General features: G+C 70.3%; 18 protein-coding genes and 1 pseudogene. 12 read left to right on the top strand and 7 right to left on the bottom strand.

What is annotated here, in order from left to right:
* Window positions 1-181 precede the first annotated feature (181 nt).
* The 3 genes and pseudogenes from HMPREF3165_RS02155 to HMPREF3165_RS02150 all read left to right on the top strand — a co-directional run bounded on the left by HMPREF3165_RS02155 (window position 182) and on the right by HMPREF3165_RS02150 (window position 2,010).
* On the top strand, window positions 182-718 hold the full coding sequence (locus HMPREF3165_RS02155; RefSeq protein ID WP_070510550.1) for a hypothetical protein: 537 nt from the start codon (window positions 182-184) through the stop codon (window positions 716-718).
* A 246-nt stretch (window positions 719-964) separates the two neighbouring features.
* Window positions 965-1,135, top strand: a pseudogene (locus HMPREF3165_RS13585) (DUF1440 domain-containing protein); the annotation flags it as partial.
* 113 nt (window positions 1,136-1,248) lie between these two features.
* Window positions 1,249-2,010 (top strand): SDR family NAD(P)-dependent oxidoreductase, encoded by a 762-nt coding sequence (locus tag HMPREF3165_RS02150; protein WP_070510548.1) that lies wholly within the window; start codon window positions 1,249-1,251, stop codon window positions 2,008-2,010.
* 47 nt (window positions 2,011-2,057) lie between these two features.
* Here the strand turns inward: HMPREF3165_RS02150 and HMPREF3165_RS02145 are convergent, their stop codons facing one another.
* Both HMPREF3165_RS02145 and HMPREF3165_RS02140 read right to left on the bottom strand, forming a co-directional pair.
* A complete protein-coding gene (locus HMPREF3165_RS02145; protein ID WP_256274780.1) occupies window positions 2,058-2,813 on the bottom strand; it encodes a hypothetical protein in 756 nt (251 codons plus the stop codon).
* A gap of 45 nt (window positions 2,814-2,858) precedes the next feature.
* Window positions 2,859-3,839: a 1,4-dihydroxy-2-naphthoate polyprenyltransferase gene (locus HMPREF3165_RS02140; protein WP_070510544.1), complete on the bottom strand. Its 981-nt coding sequence runs from the start codon at window positions 3,837-3,839 to the stop codon at window positions 2,859-2,861.
* 178 nt (window positions 3,840-4,017) lie between these two features.
* On the opposite strand from HMPREF3165_RS02140, the gene HMPREF3165_RS02135 reads away from it, so the two are divergent.
* The gene (locus tag HMPREF3165_RS02135; RefSeq protein ID WP_070510543.1) at window positions 4,018-5,076 is read left to right on the top strand and encodes an ADP-ribosylglycohydrolase family protein; all 1,059 of its coding nucleotides are present in this window, start codon (window positions 4,018-4,020) and stop codon (window positions 5,074-5,076) included.
* Window positions 5,073-6,005 carry a PfkB family carbohydrate kinase gene (locus tag HMPREF3165_RS02130; protein WP_070510541.1) on the top strand — a complete coding sequence of 311 codons (933 nt, stop codon included), beginning with the start codon at window positions 5,073-5,075 and terminating at the stop codon, window positions 6,003-6,005. The genes HMPREF3165_RS02135 and HMPREF3165_RS02130 overlap by 4 nt, the downstream gene beginning before the upstream one ends.
* Here the strand turns inward: HMPREF3165_RS02130 and HMPREF3165_RS02125 are convergent.
* Window positions 5,989-7,353, bottom strand: a complete 1,365-nt coding sequence (locus HMPREF3165_RS02125) for an AMP-binding protein (RefSeq protein WP_070510539.1) — start codon at window positions 7,351-7,353, stop codon at window positions 5,989-5,991. The two genes, HMPREF3165_RS02130 and HMPREF3165_RS02125, sit on opposite strands and share 17 nt — an antisense overlap.
* Window positions 7,354-7,472: 119 nt before the next feature.
* Between HMPREF3165_RS02125 and HMPREF3165_RS02120 the strand changes: the two genes are divergently transcribed.
* The gene (locus HMPREF3165_RS02120) at window positions 7,473-7,916 is read left to right on the top strand and encodes a PLD nuclease N-terminal domain-containing protein (RefSeq protein ID WP_070510537.1); all 444 of its coding nucleotides are present in this window, start codon (window positions 7,473-7,475) and stop codon (window positions 7,914-7,916) included.
* Between the two features lie 45 nt (window positions 7,917-7,961).
* Here the strand turns inward: HMPREF3165_RS02120 and HMPREF3165_RS02115 are convergent, their stop codons facing one another.
* Window positions 7,962-8,732 carry a hypothetical protein gene (locus HMPREF3165_RS02115; protein ID WP_070510535.1) on the bottom strand — a complete coding sequence of 257 codons (771 nt, stop codon included), beginning with the start codon at window positions 8,730-8,732 and terminating at the stop codon, window positions 7,962-7,964.
* Entirely contained in the window at window positions 8,729-9,460 is a 732-nt protein-coding gene (locus tag HMPREF3165_RS02110; RefSeq protein ID WP_070510533.1) for a histidine phosphatase family protein, read from the bottom strand. The genes HMPREF3165_RS02115 and HMPREF3165_RS02110 overlap by 4 nt, the downstream gene beginning before the upstream one ends.
* Window positions 9,461-9,520: 60 nt before the next feature.
* Between HMPREF3165_RS02110 and dapD the strand changes: the two genes are divergently transcribed.
* The 4 genes from dapD (at window position 9,521) to HMPREF3165_RS02090 (ending at window position 14,172) form a co-directional block, all read left to right on the top strand.
* Window positions 9,521-10,504: a 2,3,4,5-tetrahydropyridine-2,6-dicarboxylate N-succinyltransferase gene (gene dapD, locus HMPREF3165_RS02105; protein WP_070510531.1), complete on the top strand. Its 984-nt coding sequence runs from the start codon at window positions 9,521-9,523 to the stop codon at window positions 10,502-10,504.
* A gap of 178 nt (window positions 10,505-10,682) precedes the next feature.
* Entirely contained in the window at window positions 10,683-11,462 is a 780-nt protein-coding gene (locus HMPREF3165_RS02100) for a succinate dehydrogenase cytochrome b subunit (RefSeq protein ID WP_083303151.1), read from the top strand.
* On the top strand, window positions 11,459-13,420 hold the full coding sequence (locus tag HMPREF3165_RS02095) for a fumarate reductase/succinate dehydrogenase flavoprotein subunit (RefSeq protein ID WP_070510529.1): 1,962 nt from the start codon (window positions 11,459-11,461) through the stop codon (window positions 13,418-13,420). Before HMPREF3165_RS02100 ends, HMPREF3165_RS02095 begins: the two co-directional genes overlap by 4 nt.
* Window positions 13,417-14,172, top strand: a complete 756-nt coding sequence (locus HMPREF3165_RS02090; protein WP_070510527.1) for a succinate dehydrogenase/fumarate reductase iron-sulfur subunit — start codon at window positions 13,417-13,419, stop codon at window positions 14,170-14,172. The genes HMPREF3165_RS02095 and HMPREF3165_RS02090 overlap by 4 nt, the downstream gene beginning before the upstream one ends.
* 126 nt (window positions 14,173-14,298) lie before the next feature.
* Here the strand turns inward: HMPREF3165_RS02090 and HMPREF3165_RS02085 are convergent, their stop codons facing one another.
* Window positions 14,299-15,126, bottom strand: coding sequence for a class I SAM-dependent methyltransferase (locus HMPREF3165_RS02085; protein ID WP_070510525.1), 828 nt, complete (start codon window positions 15,124-15,126; stop codon window positions 14,299-14,301).
* Between the two features lie 172 nt (window positions 15,127-15,298).
* The gene (locus HMPREF3165_RS02080; protein ID WP_070510617.1) at window positions 15,299-15,658 is read right to left on the bottom strand and encodes a MerR family transcriptional regulator; all 360 of its coding nucleotides are present in this window, start codon (window positions 15,656-15,658) and stop codon (window positions 15,299-15,301) included.
* 104 nt (window positions 15,659-15,762) lie between these two features.
* On the opposite strand from HMPREF3165_RS02080, the gene HMPREF3165_RS02075 reads away from it, so the two are divergent.
* Together HMPREF3165_RS02075 and HMPREF3165_RS12610 are read left to right on the top strand one after the other, a co-directional pair.
* Window positions 15,763-16,917: an MFS transporter gene (locus HMPREF3165_RS02075; RefSeq protein ID WP_070510523.1), complete on the top strand. Its 1,155-nt coding sequence runs from the start codon at window positions 15,763-15,765 to the stop codon at window positions 16,915-16,917.
* A gap of 175 nt (window positions 16,918-17,092) precedes the next feature.
* A complete protein-coding gene (locus tag HMPREF3165_RS12610; RefSeq protein WP_232211308.1) occupies window positions 17,093-17,326 on the top strand; it encodes an LPXTG cell wall anchor domain-containing protein in 234 nt (77 codons plus the stop codon).
* Window positions 17,327-17,411: the final 85 nt, after the last annotated feature.

Genomic DNA, 17,411 nt, shown 5'->3' with positions numbered 1-17,411 from the left:
AGAGGTTCGGAGCCATCGGCAACGGGGATTGTCGAACAACCACATAGCCGTCTATGACGATCATCACTCGTGACGGGCGTCGTCGGGTTCTTCCTCGAGCTCCATGGACGACGGCGTTCCGGACCCGCAAGAGCGGGCCATCCCGCTCTGACACTGCACCAGCAACCGCATAGGAGAACTCATGCGATTCACCGCTACACGTGCCAAGACCCTCGCCACCTCGCTCCTCATCGTGACCGCCGGCCTCGGTCTGGCGGCCTGCTCGGGTTCCAGCTCGAGTGACTCGACCACTCCCGCCACGAAGCAGACCGCGGGCAAGACCAGCGACGGCGGTGTTGCCACGCCCAGCGCTGACAGCAAGATGACCGGTGGCGCCACCGGTGGAAGCTCCCAGCCCACTGCTCCCCAGGGTCAGCAGCCCGGCGGTGACAACCAGCAGGGTGGACAGCAACCCGGTCAGCAGGGCGGTGCGGACAGCAGCGCAGGTACCCAGCAGGGTGGTCAGCAGCCCGGCGGTGACAACCAGCAGGGCGGCCAGCAGCAGGGCGGCGACAACCAGCAGGGTGGCCAGCAGCAGGGCGGTTCCCTTCAGGGCGACAACCAGCAGGGAGGCCAGCAGCCCGGTCAGCAGCAGGGTGGACAGCAGCCCGGCCAGCAGGGTGGTGCGGACAGCAGCGCCGGTGCCCAGCAGGGTGGACAGCAGGGCGGCGGCAACTGAGCCGGTAGACCTGCGTTATCCGTCTGGCGAGGGCCTCGTAGCAGCAATGGCTGCGGCGAGGCCCTCGCCGGCTTTTCTCCACGGTTCGACGTCGGCCGCACCACGGCGCAACAGAGGCGAGCGAGGGGATCATGGCGACGTTGCGGCCCGGCCGCCTCCCGTGCCAGGCTTCCGAGAGGCCGGGCCGGTGGACAACGGACGACTAAGACACCGTTCGATCTGCAAGCCGTCCACCGGCCCGGTCTCTCGCCCTTCCCGTGGGTCGCCGGTGGGCAGACCTGGGCGGAGCACTTCTCCGAGGCGCTGGGGCACGTCATCTGATTGTGGTCGATCGAGCTCGTGCGTCGGGACGTGCGCAACCGCATCACCCACCAGCCCGACCCGTGGGTTCCGCTCGACGCCGAACCGGCCCGCTGAGCCCTCAAGGTCTGGCTCGTCTCTCGTAGCGTGGGCTGCACCGCATACAGCGGTGCAGCCCACGCTGTGTGGCTGTCACCCGCCCGTTCGTCCGATCACGAGGAGGAGCCCCCATGGTCACGCTCATCACCGGAGCGTCGTCGGGAATCGGTGAGGAGTTCTCCCGCCGCTACGCAGCCAAGAAGCACGAGCTTGTTCTGGTGGCCCGTCGGCAGGACAAGCTTGACGCCTTGGCTGAAGAACTCCGCGAGGAGCACGGCGTGGAGGTCACCACCATCTCCCTGGACCTGTCCGAGCCGGACGCCGCCCAACGGCTGTGGAACGAGACCGACCGCAGAGGTCTGCACGTTGACGTCCTGGTCAACAACGCCGGCTTCGGCACTGGGAAGGACGTCGCCGACGACGCCCCCGAACGCCTGGAGCAGGAGGTACGCCTCAACTGTCTTGCGGTGGTGGGCCTGACGGCCAGATACCTGCCGGCCATGCGCAAGCGCGGGAGCGGCACGATCATCAACATCTCCTCCGCCGCAGCCTTCCAACCGATGCCCCACATGGCCGTCTACGGGGCCACCAAGGCCTTCGTGCTCTCCTTCACCGAGGCGCTCTGGCGGGAGACGAGGAGGGACGGCATCCGTGTCCTGGCCGTGTGCCCCGGCTCCACAGACACCCCGTTCTTCCAGGTCGCCGACGAGGGCACGGTCGTCGGCAGACTCCGTTCCACGCGCCAGGTCCTCGATACGACGATGCGAGCCCTGAGAGGGAGCGGGCCCAGCGTTGTCGACGGGCTGGGGAACGTCGTCGTCGCACGATTCCTCACCCGTGTCCTTCCTCAGCGGGCGCTCCTGGCAGCAGTGGACCGGGTGTTCCGTCGCTAGGAGGGATCCGGCTCCGACCGCAGGCACCCGGAGGCGTGAGGTCCGGGCTACCAGGGAAGGAAGCCCGGGTAGGACTCGAAGGGGTAGAGCCGCCTGGGCAGGTACTGCTTCTGCTCCGCCCACTCGATGAGGGCGCGCCAATCGCGGGCGATACGCTCCTGAGCCTCCTGACGCCGGTCGTCAGGTCGAGACAGGCGCACGAATCCGGGGATGATCGTCGAAGTTCTGTCCAACCGCCAGAACGTGCCCTGCTTGCCGAATGCCTCGATCAGCGCCATGCGGTCCCTCGGCGGGAGACCCGCCAGCGGATCAGGGCGATCCCCCTGTACCGCCCCGGCCCCAACGAACCTGGCCCACTCCTCCATGGTCGTCAGATGCAACGCCAGATTGTGAGTATCGGGAGGTGTGAAGCCGTGGATGTCATAGGGTGCCTCCTGAAGGTCCACACGCGCCGTCTCGCGAAAGGCCACCCAGGGGATGTCCTTGCGCCACCACCAGCATCCGATGAACCGGAAGATGTGCACGCCCGAGGCGTTGAACACGGTGAAGCTCAGCAGCCGGATCCCCATGAGAGAGGCCACGAGCAGGGCCCCCAACACAAAGGCCCAGATCCCGTTCCCGTCGGGCACCCCCACCAGCTCCAGAAGCACTCCGATGGTGATTCCCACGACAGCCGCCAGAGGCGGGCCCGCAACGAGATGCAGCAGGATGTACCCCGGGTTGCGCAGTGCGGTGAAGATGAGGAATCGCCGCTCGATCCAGCGGGATGGAACCAGCGCCCAGTCGATGTACTTCGTTGACACCCTGAGATCTCCCCGCATGAGATGAACGCTCTCCAGAACCCGGGCTCACAGGGTGATGATGACGGTGGCGGCGGCGAAGACGACGCCGTAGGCCAGCTCCAGCAGGCCGGCGTCACGCAGGGAGGCAATAAGAGCGCGCCCCCGGGCGCCGGAGCGGACCGGCGCGGTGGCCCGGCGCACCAGTGGCAGGAGCATGAGCGGCGCCGCCAGCGCGATGACCAGGGTCAGCAGCGGACTGATGTGCCCACCGCCGTCGACGGGGCTGGCCGAACCGGTCTCGCGCGCCCACACCAGGGCGACCGGCCCCAGCAGCAGAGGCACGTGAAGCATGAGGGAGAAGGCGCGCCGGGCGCCCTCCTCCCCCAGGCGGACCGCCAGGGTCATCTTGCCGTGGGCGGGATCGGTGTCGATGTCGCGCAGGTTGTTGACCATGAGCAGGGAGCAGGCGAGCAGGCCGATCCCGCAGGCCGAGGGCCACAGCCACCCCGGCACCGTGCCGGCCTGGACATAGGTGGTGCCCACCGTGGCCACCAGGCCGAAGAAGACGAAGACGAAGACCTCCCCCAGGCCGGCGTAGCCGTAGGGGTGGGAGCCTCCGGTGTAGAACCAGGCGGCCGCGATCGCCGCGGCCCCGACGGCGAGCAGCCACCACTGGCCGCTGAGGACCACGAGTGCCAGGCCCAGGAGGGCTCCAATCCCGAAGCAGCCGAAGGCGGCGAGCTTGACGGTGCGGGGGGCGACCTGCCCGGAGGCGGTCAGGCGCGGCGGCCCGGTGCGATCGTCGTCGGTGCCGCGCACGCCGTCGGAGTAGTCATTGGCCAGGTTGCAGCCGATCTGCAGCGCCAGGGCCACGCCCGCGGCCAGCAGGCTCCGCAGCACTGAGAGCTCCCCCATCGCGGCGGCCGCCCCGGCGCCCAGGATGACGGGGGCGACGGCGGCCGGCAGGGTGCGCAGTCGCACCACCTCCCACCAGCTGGTGGCGCGGGGGACGCTGTTCTGCGCGTGCTCGCCGTTCTCGCCGCTCACGGCTTCCTCCGATCCTCTCGCAGTCCTCTAGGGTAGGCGGCAGTGACCCTACCAGCGCCGTGGCCCTCACCGGTGCGAGCGCCTGAGCCACACCTCGGCCGGTGAGGCAGCCGGCACCGCGATCGTCAGAAGGACCTCCGTGAGACAGCCCGATCCCCGCCCTCGCACTCCTTCACCCATGCCTGGGCCCGTGGCGGCTGAGCCCCCGGCACGCGAACGCGCCCTGGGAGCGCTGACCGGGCTGGCCCTCGGCGACGCACTGGGGATGCCCACCCAGTCGATGAGCCCGGCACAGATCCGCCGGTGCTACGGCGAGATCACCGGGCTGCGCGACGCCGTCGCCGAGCAGCCCATCGCCCCCTCAGTACCTGCCGGCACCGTCACCGATGACACCGAGCAGGCTCTCATCCTGGCCGGTCTCCTCATCGACGGTGGCGGCCGCATCGACCCCCACCAGCTCGCCGATGCCCTCCTGCGCTGGGAGGACGATATGCGCGCCCGCGGGTCCCTGGACCTGCTGGGCCCGTCCACCAAGCTCGCCCTGGAGCGGGTGCGCGCCGGGGCGGACCCGCACTGCACCGGAAGAGAGGGCACCACCAACGGCGCCGCGATGCGGGTGGCTCCAGTCGGCATCGCCTTCTCCGTGAGTGCCGACGGCGACGCACTGGCCCGGGCCGTTCAGGCCTCCTGCCTGGTCACCCACGACACCCGGCAGGGCTTCGAGGCCGCAGGTCTCCTCGCCGCAGCGGTCAGCGCGGCCATCGACGGCGTCGACGCGGCGGGGGCGTTGGGGGCGGCGCTGGACTTCGTGGCCGCCCACCCCGAGGCGGGCCACTGGACGGAGAAGGCCTCCGTCGCCGCCCGCACCCACCTGGCCCTGGAGACGAGTCGCGACCTGCACGGGGAGGCCCTGGCCGAGCATCTGCGCACCTACGTCGGAACCTCGGTGGAGTCGACCGAGTCGGTCCCCTGCGCGCTGGTGATCGTGCGGGAGTTCGCGCAGCGGCCCCTGGACGGACTGTGCTTCGCCGCTGAGCTCGGGGGAGATACTGACACCATTGCCGCGATGGCCGGTGCGGTCCTGGGGGCGAGCGCGCCCCACCTTCTCCCCGTCGAGCTGGTCGATCGGGTGCTGGAGCGCTCCGACCTGCGGCTCGAGCCGGTCTGTGATGCGCTGCTGGCGCTACGCGGCGGCGGGCGCTGTCAGCAAGACGCTCCGGAGCAGAGGCGACCATGATGGGACGGGTCATTCACACCGGCCAGGTCGTCATTGACCTGACCTTGCGCATCGAGGCGATTCCCGAGCCCGGCGGTGACGTGTTCGCCGACGAGTCCTCCATGGCGGTCGGTGGCGGCTTCAACGTGCTGGCCGCCGCCCGCCGGATGGGGGTCGAGACCCTGTACGCCGGGCCGCTGGGCGAGGGGCCCTTCGCCGAGGCGGCCCTGCGGGCCCTGGAGGAGATCGGGGTGGATCATGTCGGCCCGGTCGCAGCCGGCGACCAGGGCTACTGCGTGGCCATGACCGATGCGAGGGCTGAGCGCACCTTCATCTCCACCTGCGGGGCCGAGACTCGCGGCCCGGTGGATGCCTTCGACCACCTGGAGGTGAGTGGCGACGACGTCGTCTACCTCTCCGGCTACTCCCTGGCCGATGAGGCCTCCAGGGTGGCGCTGGAGCGGTTGGCCGGGAGACTGACCAAGGCCCGAGCGGGGTGCACGGCACTGTTCGACGTCTCCCCCATGGTTGGTTCGGTCCCCATGAGCTCGCTGGAGCACCTCGGTGCGCTGGGGCCCATCTGGTCTCTCAATGAGCGTGAGGCCGGGCTGCTCGCCGACCGTCTGGAGCTGCGGGTGGAGGCCGGTGACCACGCCGGCGTCTGCGAGGCACTATCGGGTCGGCTCGGCACCGTGCTGGTGCGGGTCGGGGAGCAGGGCTCCTGGTTCTCCGCCGGCGGCGCGGCGCGCCATACCCCAAGCACCCCGGTGACACCGGTGGACACCAACGGGGCCGGTGACGCGCACTCCGGTGTCCTGGCCGCGGCCCTGGCCCGGGGCATCGACCTGACGACGGCGCTGCGCTGGGCGAACGTGGCCGGTGCCTTGACCACGACGCACTTCGGCCCGGCCACCTGCCCGAGTGAGGCGGAGATCAGGGCTCTGGTGTAGAAGGCTCGGCGGTCACGCCTGTCGTGGTCGCGGCGAGGAGCCGGGCGACCTCGCGCCGGTCGACCTTCCCACTGGGACGCAACGGCAGGGCCTCCAAGACGACGACCCGTTTGGGGGCGTGGGCACCGTCCAGCCGGGCACGGGCGGCCTCGCGCAGAGCGGCTCCGTCCCGCCGCTTCAGGCTGCCCGGCCCCCTCCCCGTCTCAAGCACGACGGCGGCAACGACGGTGCTTCCCCACTGCTCGTCGGGCAGGCCGACGACGCAGGCCTCGGCCACGCCGTCGATACCGGTGAGGGCCTCCTCCACGTGGCGGGGCTCGACCTTGACGCCCCCGGTGATGATGACGTCGTCCAGGCGGCCCAGGACCTCCAGGCGCCCGTCGGGGTGCAGCCGGCCGCGGTCGGAGGTGGCCAGGAGGCGACTGGCGCCACTGCGGTGGAATCCCTCGCCGGCGTTGGGACTGCCTGCGGGGCTGTGGCCGGGGGTGTGGAGGTAGTCCTCGGCCAGGACGGGACCGGAGATGAGGATGCGGCCGGCGCCCTCGGCGTCGGGGGCCTCGATGGCGATCTCGACCCCCTCCAGGGGGCGGCCGTTGTAGACGCAGCCCCCGCCGGTCTCGCTCATGCCGTAGGTGGTGACCACGGTGACGCCCGCCCCGCGGGCCCGGTCCAGGAGCGCGGGGTCGGCGGCGGCGCCGCCCAGGAGGACGGCGTCGGCTCCTGCCAGGGTCTGGCGGGCCTGCGGGTCCTGCAGGACGCGCACCAGCTGGGTGGGGACCAGGGAGACGTAGAGCCGGGAGGCGGCCGCCCCGGTGGACCGGCGCGCCGAGCTCAGGGCCTCCGCGAGCGCCGTCGGGCTGAATCCTGCGCTCGTGTCGACCACGACGGGCTCGGTTCCTGCGTCCAGGGAGCGGATGAGGATCTGCAGGCCGGCGACGTGGTGGGCCGGCAGGGGCAGGAGCCAGGTTCCCGGGCCGCCGAGGCGCGCGTGGGTGGCGCGGGCGGAGGCCATGAGGGCGGCGGCGCTCATGGCGATGAGTCGGCCGGTACCGGTGGTGGAGCCCGACGTGCGCAGGATGAGGTCTGTGCGTGCGGGGACGCGGGTGATGCGGCGGGCCAGGTCGGACCGGACCTGCCCCTCGTCCTCCCCGGGGGCGATGGGGACGAGCAACGGGAGTGGTAAGCCCGTCCGGTGCTCCCCGTCCTCGGCGGTAGGGGCGGGACGGCCATCGCGGGTGGTGAGCAGGCCGCGCAGGGCCAGACGTTCGGCGAGGGCGGTGCGCAGGGCGGCGACGTCGTCGGGGGCGGTTCCGCCGGTCAGGAGGCGGAGGGCGGGCGGGGCGGGCACCCCACGATCGTGCCACGGCCCGGGCCGGCTGGGGATGAGGCGGGGGCACCGAGGGGCACCGAGAGGGTTCGGGCAGGTGAGGGGTCTGCGGGGCTCTCCGGCTCGGTTAGGGTTGGACCATGCGTATCGTCCTCATCGTCCTGGTGTTCGCTCTGACGCTGTACGCCCTGTTGGACTGCGCACGCACGCCGGATGAGAGCATGCCGGCGCGGATGCCGAAGTACCTGTGGATCACCCTGGTCGTCCTGTTCCCGACCATTGGCCCGATCGCCTGGATCATCTTCTCGCGGGTCAAGGCCGCTGAGGAGCGCGGCGGCTACGTCGAGCCCACCGTGTGGTCCTCCAAGGAGGGCACAACCTTCCGTCGCCCGCAGCGCCCCCGGCCCATGGCGCCCGACGACGACCCGGAGTTCCTCAGGGACCTGGAGCAGGACATCCGCCGTCGCAAGCACCACCCGCAAGAGCCCACCGGCGCTCCCGACGCCAGCAATAACGGAGCTGACGAGGATCCTGAGGCCGGCGAGACGGGCGGGACCGACCGCTCCGGGACCGACTCACACTGACCAGCACTGACGGGTGCGCGCCGGCCCGGCCTCTGCGCTCTGTTCTCAGGGCAGGGCGGGGCGGGCCTGGGGCCAGGGGGTGGTGTCGACGTCGTAGCCGTGGGCGGCGGCGTGGATGAGCCAGTCACCAGGGATCCAGGTGCGCCCGACGAGCTGGGGGTGCTCGGGCATGTAGCGCACCGACCACAGGATGAGGACGAGCTCGGCCCACTGGGCCCGGATCTTGAGGCGCACCGAGCCGGAGGCGTTGGCGGCGGCGACGACGATCTCACCGGTGGCGGTGAGCTGGACCTCCTGGATGTCGGCGTAGGAGATAGGCATGACGCCCTCCCCCGTGCCCAGGTAGATGCCGTGGGTGGACACACTCAGGCGGGCGCCGGCCAGGTGGCGCCACTTCTCGACGGCGTCGGCCTCGGCGGCGCGTCGGCGCCGGTGGTTGAGGTAGGCCTGTCCGCCGAAGAAGGCGGCCGTCAGGGCCAGGCCGACGGGGCCGCCCGCCAGGAAGAAGCCCCGGGAGGGGTTGTAGGCGGCGTCCCCGCGCCGCCACATGAGCAGCTCGGCGTCGCAGGTGGCCAGCATGACCTCCCCGGATCCCAGGGCCGGGCGCACGGGGTCGATGGTCGGTGAGACCGGGTTGGGGCGGCGGCCCTGTCGGGTGGCGGTCAGGACGGCGGCGGTGTGCCACCACACGAAGTCCTGTCCGGTCCAGGGGCGGCGCGGGGCGGGGCGGGCGCGGCCGGGGCGGCTGACCTCACCGGTCGGGCCGGTGCGCACGACCTCGCCGCCGAGCGGGCGCGAGGGCGGCTGCTGGGTCACCGGGCCGCCTCAGCGTGCCCGGCGGGGCTGACAGGGCTGGTGGGGCTGACGGGACTGACACTGCCCGCGGTCTGGGCGGAGGAGGTTCCGGGCACCATGTCGCGGGCCTGGCGCAGCAGGTCGCCGGCCGGCTCCCAGTAGGCCAGCCCCACCAGGGTGCGGTCCTCGAAGGTCAGGGAGGTCAGGGAGGCCAGGGCGCACTGGCGGCGGCGCGGGTCGTGGGCCAGGGGGCGGCCCTCCAGGAAGAGGCGCAGCGACCAGATGGGCAGCTGGTGGGAGACGAGGAGCGCTTCGTGGCCCTCGGCGAGGTCGAGCGCAGAGACGACGGCGCCGCGCATGCGTTCGACGATCTCCCGGTAGGGCTCGCCCCAGGAGGGGCGCAGCGGGTTGACGTAGCTGGACCAGTAGGTGGGGTGGGCCAGGATCCATCGGTTGCGGTTGACGGCCACGCCCTCGAAGGAGTTGCCGGCCTCGATGAGTCGGGGATCCGTCGTCGGCGCCAGGCCGAAGGCGGCGGCGGTGGGGGCGCCGGTCTCCCGGGCCCGCTCCAGGGGTGAGGTGATGACCCGGGTGATGTCGTGCCCGGAGGCGGACAGGACGTCGGCGACCTGCTGGGCCATCTGGTGCCCCAGGGTGGACAGGTGGTACCCGGGCAGACGGCCGTAGAGGATGCCCCCGGGGTTGTGCACCTCGCCGTGCCGCATGAGGTGGATCGTCGTGCGCGCCATGCGGTGATTCTCGCACGCCCACCGGCGACGGTCAGCCACCGGGGACCGTAGGGTGTTCCCATGACGACTCGCAGCGCATGGGGTCTCGGCCTGGCGACCGTGACCGACGACGGCAACACCCTCGACGTGTGGTACCCCCGACCGGTTCTCGGCGACGAGCCCGAGGACGGGCACGCCGACCTCCTGGCCTCCCTGAGCGCCATGGAGCGGCGCGATGAGGCCCGCGGCGTCCACACCACCGTGGTGCGCACCTGGGCCGACCTCGACGACGCCCCCCAGACCGTGGCCGGCGCCTACCTGCGCCTGCACACGCTGTCCCACCGCCTGGTCAAGCCCAACACGGTCAACCTGGACGGGATCTTCTCCCGCCTGCCCAATGTGGTGTGGACCTCCGCCGGCCCCTGCCGCGCCGAGGACTTCGAGACCACCCGTATGCGCCTGCGCGCCGCCGTGGGGCGCCCCATCCAGGTGCACTCGGTGGACAAGTTCCCCCGCATGACCGACTACGTGCTGCCCTCGGGGGTGCGCATCGGCAACGGCGCGAACGTGCGCCTGGGCGCCTACCTGTCCGAGGGCACCACGGTCATGCACGCCGGTTTCGTCAACTACAACGCCGGGACGCTGGGGCGCTCCATGGTCGAGGGCCGCATCTCTCAGGGGGTCGTCATCGGTGACGGCTCCGACGTCGGCGGCGGCGCTTCCACGATGGGCATGCTCTCGGGCGGCGGGCGCCAGCGCGTGGCCCTGGGCGAGCACTGCCTGCTGGGGGCGAACTCGGGGCTCGGGATCCCGCTGGGTGACGACTGCGTCGTCGAGGCCGGTCTGTACCTGACGGCCGGCACGAAGGTCTCCCTCATGCCGCAGGGCGGCGTGGTGCCCGGCAACCACGGCCTGTTCAAGGAGCCGCGCGTGGTCCCGGCCCGTGAGCTGGCGGGCACCTCCAACGTCCTGTTCCGCCGCAACTCCCAGTCCGGCGCCGTCGAGGCCCTGGCCCGCGGCGGCAAGAGCATCGAGCTGGGCTCACCCCAGCACGCCGGCCAGTAGGGCTCTTCTCCTACTCCCCCGCCGCCGCGCTTCTCGTACCGGCCGTCTTCCGCCTCAACCGCGGAAGGCGGCCGGTCGCGTCGGACGCCCCCGAAGGACAAGGTGCATTCCCCACACCAGCATCACAGTGTTCGTTATCATAGTGATGGGTTTTTCTACGCAATGGAGGGGAGGGCAGATGGCTGCGACACCCACGGCCACCCGCGTCCCCGAGGCTGCTCAGCCTGTTGGCGACGCGCTTCCTCCCCGGCGCAGGCGCCGCACCCCCGTGTGGGCCTCACAGCGCGTCCTCAAGGCGACGATGGCGATCACCGGCACGATCATGGCCCTGTTCGTCGTGGTCCACATGGTCGGCAACCTCAAGGTTCTCGCGGGCCCGCACGCCTTCAACGGCTACGCCGCCTGGCTGCGGCAGGTCGCCTACCCGCTCCTGCCGCACGAGGGGCTCCTGTGGGCGATGCGCCTGGCCCTGGGGGCCTGCGTCGTGGCGCACGTCGCGGCGGGAATCGCGCTGTGGCGACGGGCGAGGAGCGCTCGCGGGGCCTTCCGGCGCCGGGCCCTGCCCGCCCGCACCATCGGCGCCCGCTCCATGCTGGCGACCGGCGTCCTCATCGGGGTCTTCGTCCTCATCCACGTCCTCGACCTGACCATTGGCCGCTTCATCGCCCCTGAGGGCTTTCAGGCGCCGACGACGTCGAACGGCGAGCTGCAGGTCAGCGCCTACCACAACCTCGTGGCGAGCCTGTCGCGCCCCGGCATGGCGCTCTTCTACAGCCTGGTCATGCTGGCTCTGTCCCTCCATCTGGCGCAGGGCCTGTGGAACGTGGTCATCGACCTGGGCGGCACCGGCCCCAGGCTGCGCAAGGCCTGCCGCGCCCTCGCCCTGGGCGTGGCCCTGGCCGTCGCCGTCGTCAACGGCCTGCTGCCGGTGCTCATCTGCACGGGGGTGATCGGATGAGCGCGAGTGTGCCGGGTGCCGTCGGCGGCCTGTACGACGTCGGCGAGGATCTGGATGCACACCTGCCGGACTGTCCGCCCGAGCAGGCCTGGGCGCGCCGGCGCGACGAGTACCGCCTGGTCAATCCCGCCAACCGCCGCAAGCTGACCGTCATCGTGGTGGGCACCGGACTGGCCGGCGCCGGAGCGGCCGCGACCCTGGGACGCCTGGGTTACCGGGTGGAGTGCTTCAGCCTGCACGACGCCCCGCGCCGCGCCCACTCGGTGGCCGCGCAGGGCGGGATCAACGCCGCCCGGGCCCGCAAGGTCGACGGCGACTCCCTGGCGCGCTTCGTCAAGGACACCGTCAAGGGCGGGGACTACCGGGGGCGGGAGGCCGACGTCGTGCGCCTGGGGCTGGAGTCCGGCCGGGTCATCGACCACATGGAGGCGATCGGAGCGCCCTTCGCCCGCGAGTACGGCGGCCAGCTCGCCACCCGCTCCTTCGGCGGGGTGCAGGTCTCACGCACCTACTACACGCGCGGACAGACCGGCCAGCAGCTGGAGATCGCCTGCGCCCAGGCCCTCCAGGAGCAGGTCGCTGCCGGGAGCGTCCGTATGCACACCCGCACCGAGATGCTCGATCTCATCGTGGCCGACTCCCGCGCGCAGGGCATCGTCACCCGAGACCTGCTCTCCGGCGAGGTACAGGCCCACACCGCGCACGCCGTCGTGCTGGCCACCGGCGGCTACGGCAGCGTCTACCACTACTCGACCCTGGCCATGGCCTCCAACGCCACTGCCACCTGGCGCGCCCACCGACGCGGGGCGGCCTTCGCCTCGGCCTGCATGGTGCAGTTCCATCCCACGGCGCTGCCGGTGAGCTCCCACTGGCAGTCCAAGACGACGCTCATGAGCGAGTCGCTGCGCAACGACGGGCGCATCTGGGTGCCCGTGCGACCCGGGGACGAGCGGGCCCCGAACGAGATCCCCGAGGACGAGCGCGACTACTACCTGGAGCGCAAGTACCCGGCCTTCGGCAACCTCACCCCGCGCGACGTCGCCTCGCGCAACGCCCGCGAGCAGATCGAGTCCGGCCGCGGCGTCGGGCCGCTGCGCAACTCGGTCTACCTCGACTTCCGCGACGCACTGGAGCGGCTGGGCAAGGAGACCATCGCCTCGCGCTACGGCAACCTGTTCGAGATGTACCTCGATGCCACCGGGGAGGACCCCTACGAGGTGCCCATGCGCATCGCCCCGGGAGCCCACTTCACGATGGGCGGGCTGTGGGTGGACTTCGACCAGATGTCCACCATCCCGGGACTGTTCGTGGGCGGGGAGGCCTCGAACAACTACCACGGCGCCAACCGCCTGGGGGCGAACTCGCTGCTGAGCGCCAGCGTGGACGGCTGGTTCGTGCTTCCGCTGGCCGTGCCGAACTACCTGGCCGGGCTGGTGGGAAGCAAGCCCCTGAGCCCCGACGCGCCGGAGGCGCTTCAGGCCGTGGCCGACACCCGCGAGCGCATTGAGGCGCTCCTGGCGGTGGGCGGGACCCACCGTCCGGTGTGGTTCCATCGCCGGCTGGGTGAGATCCTCTACACCGGCTGCGGGGTCAGCCGTTCCGAGGCGGGACTGCTGCGCGCCCTGGAGGAGGTGCGCGCCCTGCGTGAGGAGTTCTGGGCCGACGTCACCGTGGTCGGTGGCCAGGCGCGCCTCAACCAGGAGCTGGAGAAGGCGCTGCGGGTCGCCGACTTCCTGGAGCTGGCGGAGGTCATGGTCCTCGACGCCCTGGACCGGCGCGAGTCCGCCGGCGCCCACTTCCGCGAGGAGTATGCGACCCAGGGCGGTGAGGCCCAGCGCAATGACGAGACCTGGTGCTCGGTATCGGCCTGGCAGACCGGGGACGACGGCGGGCACACGCGCCGCACGGAGCCGCTGAGCTTCTCGCTGGTGCCCATGCAGGTGAGGGACTACCGATGAGGATCGAGCTGGAGATCTGGCGGCAGGACGGGCCGCGGGCGCAGGGCTTCTTCGAGAGCCACGTGGTGGAGGACGCCGAGCCCCAGATGAGTCTGCTCGAACTGCTCGACCGCCTCAACGACCAGATCATCGAGGCCGGCGGCGAGCCGGTGGTCTTCGAGTCGGACTGCCGGGAGGGGGTGTGCGGGGCCTGCGGCTTCCTCGTCAACGGGGTGCCGCACGGCCCGCTGGACACGACCCCGGCCTGCCGTCAGCACCTGCGGGCCTTCCCGGGAGTGAGACGCTTCCGGCTGGAGCCGTGGAGGTCGGCGGCCTTCCCGGTCATCCGGGACCTGGTGGTGGACCGCACGGCACTCGACGAGCTCATCCGGGCGGGTGGGACCGTGGACGTGGCCGCGGGGACCGCACCGGATGCCGACGACATCGCCCAGGGGCACCTGCAGGCGGAGCGGGCGCTGGACTTCGCCGCCTGCATCGGCTGCGGGGCCTGTGTGGCGGCTTGCCCGAACGGGGCGGCGGCGCTCTTCGCGGGGGCGAAGCTGGCGCACCTGTCGCTCATGCCGCAGGGGCGTATCGAACGGGGGCGCCGGGCTCGGGCGATGACGCGGGAGCTCGATGCGCTCTTCGGGCCGTGCTCTGAGTTCGGCGAGTGCCTGCCGGCCTGCCCGGCGGGGATCCCGATCGAGGCGATCGCACTGCTCAACCGGGAGGTGCTGCGCGCCGGTCTGCGCGGGGCGACCCGCGACGACTAGGGCCCGTTGCACAAATAGGGACGCGTCCGCGAGTTCGTACCTTAGGTCGCGCGTTCGCACCCTTGACCTCTCGAACGCGCGAGCTAAGGTACGACCGCGACGTCGACGACCGGCGAGAAGCGGGGCTCAGGCTGCGGGCTTGTGGGCGACGAGGGAGATGCCGACCATGTCCTTCTCGTAGCGCTTGAAGGTGGCTGCCATCTCCCGGACGCGCTGGCGCAGCGCCTTGTCGGCGGCGACGTTGCGGGCGATCCGTAGGAAGCCTCCCAAACCCTCATCACGGATGTTGCGTCCGACCTTGAGCAGAGCCATGGGGGCGGTGTCGACCCAGTCGACGACGAGTCCGGCGCCCTCCATGAGCTCCTTCCAGGCGGCCGCCGTCATGGGGCGGGCGTTGACGTGGATGGAGCGGGCCAGGTCGCGGCGCAGCTGGGTGTAGTAGTCCTCGTCGATGTCGTCAGGGGTGACGCCGAGCTCGTGGATGGCGTAGCGCCCGCCGGGGCGCAGGACGCGGGCGGCCTCGGCGACGATGGCGGCCTTGCCCTTGTCCCCCTGCATGGTGAGCATGGCCTCGCCGACGACGACGTCGGCGCTGGCCTCGTCCAGGCCGGTGTCGGCGGCCTCGCCCTGGCGGACGGTGCCGAGGTCCCCGACGACGGCGGCCACGCGCCGGGCGGCGTCGGGGTCGCGGTCGATGGCCGTGTAGGAGGCGGGGTGGTCCTTGATGATCTCGGCGGCAGTGCGCCCCAGGCCCGGGGCGAGCTCGACGACGTCAGCGCCAGTCAGACCGGCATGGTTGAGCATGGCGGCGGACAGGGCCGCGCCGCCGGGACGCAGGACGCGCTTGCCGGCGCGGGCCAGGACCCAGTGGCCGGGGGCTGAGGCGATGGGGCGGTCGGCATGAGGCAGAGGCAGGTCGGTCGAGGCGGCAGAGGCAGCAGGCTTCTTGCTCATAAGGCCAGCCTAACCACAGTGGTTGCGGTTCGGACAGAGTTCGCCGTCGATGACTCTGCAACGCGAGCAGGACTCCCCGACGGCTCAGGCCTCAGAAGATAAACGCCAGCGTGGCAGCCAAGTTCGGCTCGCGCCCGCCAAGTAAGACACCAGCACGCAGCTATATGGCGGGCTAGGCAGATGCGACGTCTTGAAGGTTGTCGAGGAGGCTCCTGATGACCTCGGCGCCGCTCGCAAGCGCGTCAATCTGTTCTTCGACGTCGCGGAGCCGACGGCGCAGCTCGGGCGCGACCGAGGGGCACGCCCTCAACGCACCGCTTTCTGTGGCACATGGCAGCACCGTCCTGATGAGCGAGAGGGGCAAGCCGGCGTGGGACAGCGCGACGATCTGGCGGGCAGCGAGAACCTCTCCAGCACCGTAGTCGCGATAGCCGTTGTCACGACGCACGGGCGCCAGCAGCCCCTCAGCCTCGTAGTAGCGCAGCATCCGTGGACTGGTCCCAGCATGCCGGGCAGCTTCGTTGATGCGCATACGCCCCTCTTCGATCAACTTACTGGACCGCGCCAGCATCTCTTGACATTGACAGCACTGTCAAGGCTTAGCGTTGAGGCGCTCTCTACGGACTGGAGGACGGTATGGGCAGAAAACTTTCACTACTCGGGTTCGCGGTCATGTTCCTGATCGGTTCGGACACCTTCGTCGTCGCGCCACTGCTGCCGTCACTGGCCAAGACATTCGACGTGTCGACGACGCAGAGTGGCTGGCTGGTCAGCATCTATGCGATCGGATACGCGCTCACCGGCCTGGTGTCCGGACCAATCTCGGACCGAGGTAACCGCCGGATCATCCTTACGCTTGGGATGGTGGTTTTCGCATTGGCAACAGTCGCCTGCGCAGTCTCCCCAGAATTCTGGACGATGTTCATCTTCCGTTTCATCACTGGCGGTGCGGCGGCCATTGCTGCACCGCAAGTGTGGGCGATGATTCCCGCCCTCGTCGGCCCGGATCAGAAGCGCATTCTGCGCGTCATGGGATATACGACCGCCGGACTGTCCATCGCTCAGGTTGTCGGGGTCCCTCTCGGAAGTCTCCTCGCAATCATAGACTGGCGCATTGTCTTCCCCATCATCGGGGTCTGTTCGTTGGGGCTAACAGTCACGCTCTGGTACCAGATCCCTGATATCCACCCGACCGCGGCAGCTAAGAAGGTGCCATACCTGACCCTGCTCCACGCGCCGCAGGCGATCACACGATTCCTGTCCTACCTCGTGTACACGCTGGCGTTCTTCACCGTGTTCACATACGCACCGACCTGGTTGGAGGACGGCCTGGGCACGTCGAAGGTCACCGTGGCGCTCATCATCCTGGCCGGCGGGGTCGGTAACACGATCGGCAGCCTTTTCGGCGTCCGACTGACCGGCCGTATGACCCCCACCCAAGCCATCTACCTGAGCGCCGTAGTGATGGGCATCGCCTATCTGACGCTCGCCATATCTCCGCCTCCGATCGTTGTGGGGTTGGTATTCCTGCCCCTCTTCGCCTGCGGAGGCGCAATGCTCAGCGTCCGCATGCTCCACCTGCAGCAACTTGACAGCACAGCGCGCGGCACCATCTCCACCCTCACTAGCGCCGTGATGTACCTCGGTACAACGGTGGCAGGGATTATCGGCGGCCCACTGCTCACTCTCACCGGCAACTTCACCGCTATCGGCATCACCGCATTCTTACTGAGCACCTTCAGCGCGCTAATGATCCGTCCAAGCAGCCTCGGAGAGGAGATCAATCAGTAACATGGAAACGCACTGAGGTAGCCAGCATCCGTCATCGAAAGTGGAAAACAATCGCCGACATGTGCCAGCGAAACCAGTACCGACTTCGCTCCGTTCATGGAAGATAAAATTCTAGCCGATCAGGATACACAAATCGGTGACAGTACGTGGATCCGGTACGGCTCGGAGCTCCGTAATGCAGTGGACTCCCAGCACCCAGCCAACTCCTGCGCCCAGTGGAGGCTCGACACCCACTCCTGCCGTCGCACCAGCACCCACCCAGGCGCCCACGGCCGCTCCGACAACTACTGCTTCAAAGCGCTCCCTCCCCAACACAGGGATCAACGCGAGCAGGTTGACGGCCCTGGCGATCCTCGGGCTGCTCGCCGGCACAGCAGTTCTCCACTACCGCCGCAAGGTCACCTCGTAGCCGGTGATACCCAGGCATGACCCGGCTCGCCGATCACAGTGTTGGGGCCGTTCCTCTCCCGGAGCGACCCCAACACTTGTCACGC

It is taken from the genome of Actinomyces sp. HMSC08A09, from assembly GCF_001807465.1.
Lineage (GTDB): Bacteria > Actinomycetota > Actinomycetes > Actinomycetales > Actinomycetaceae > Actinomyces > Actinomyces oris.
Note: the sequence above shows the minus strand (reverse complement) of the source record. Positions and strands in the feature narration are given on the sequence as shown.

Bases quoted from the DNA above. Each gene is read 5' to 3' on its own strand.
- HMPREF3165_RS02095 (WP_070510529.1), top strand. From the start codon at position 11,459: ATGAGCGCGAGTGTGCCGGGTGCCGTCGGCGGCCTGTACGACGTCGGC.
- HMPREF3165_RS02150 (WP_070510548.1), top strand. From the start codon at position 1,249: ATGGTCACGCTCATCACCGGAGCGTCGTCGGGAATCGGTGAGGAGTTC.
- dapD (WP_070510531.1), top strand. From the start codon at position 9,521: ATGACGACTCGCAGCGCATGGGGTCTCGGCCTGGCGACCGTGACCGAC.
- HMPREF3165_RS12610 (WP_232211308.1), top strand. From the start codon at position 17,093: ATGCAGTGGACTCCCAGCACCCAGCCAACTCCTGCGCCCAGTGGAGGC.
- HMPREF3165_RS02090 (WP_070510527.1), top strand. From the start codon at position 13,417: ATGAGGATCGAGCTGGAGATCTGGCGGCAGGACGGGCCGCGGGCGCAG.
- HMPREF3165_RS02080 (WP_070510617.1), bottom strand. From the start codon at position 15,658: ATGCGCATCAACGAAGCTGCCCGGCATGCTGGGACCAGTCCACGGATG.
- HMPREF3165_RS02085 (WP_070510525.1), bottom strand. From the start codon at position 15,126: ATGAGCAAGAAGCCTGCTGCCTCTGCCGCCTCGACCGACCTGCCTCTG.
- HMPREF3165_RS02100 (WP_083303151.1), top strand. From the start codon at position 10,683: ATGGCTGCGACACCCACGGCCACCCGCGTCCCCGAGGCTGCTCAGCCT.
- HMPREF3165_RS02130 (WP_070510541.1), top strand. From the start codon at position 5,073: ATGATGGGACGGGTCATTCACACCGGCCAGGTCGTCATTGACCTGACC.
- HMPREF3165_RS02110 (WP_070510533.1), bottom strand. From the start codon at position 9,460: ATGGCGCGCACGACGATCCACCTCATGCGGCACGGCGAGGTGCACAAC.
- HMPREF3165_RS02120 (WP_070510537.1), top strand. From the start codon at position 7,473: ATGCGTATCGTCCTCATCGTCCTGGTGTTCGCTCTGACGCTGTACGCC.
- HMPREF3165_RS02155 (WP_070510550.1), top strand. From the start codon at position 182: ATGCGATTCACCGCTACACGTGCCAAGACCCTCGCCACCTCGCTCCTC.
- HMPREF3165_RS02135 (WP_070510543.1), top strand. From the start codon at position 4,018: ATGCCTGGGCCCGTGGCGGCTGAGCCCCCGGCACGCGAACGCGCCCTG.
- HMPREF3165_RS02075 (WP_070510523.1), top strand. From the start codon at position 15,763: ATGGGCAGAAAACTTTCACTACTCGGGTTCGCGGTCATGTTCCTGATC.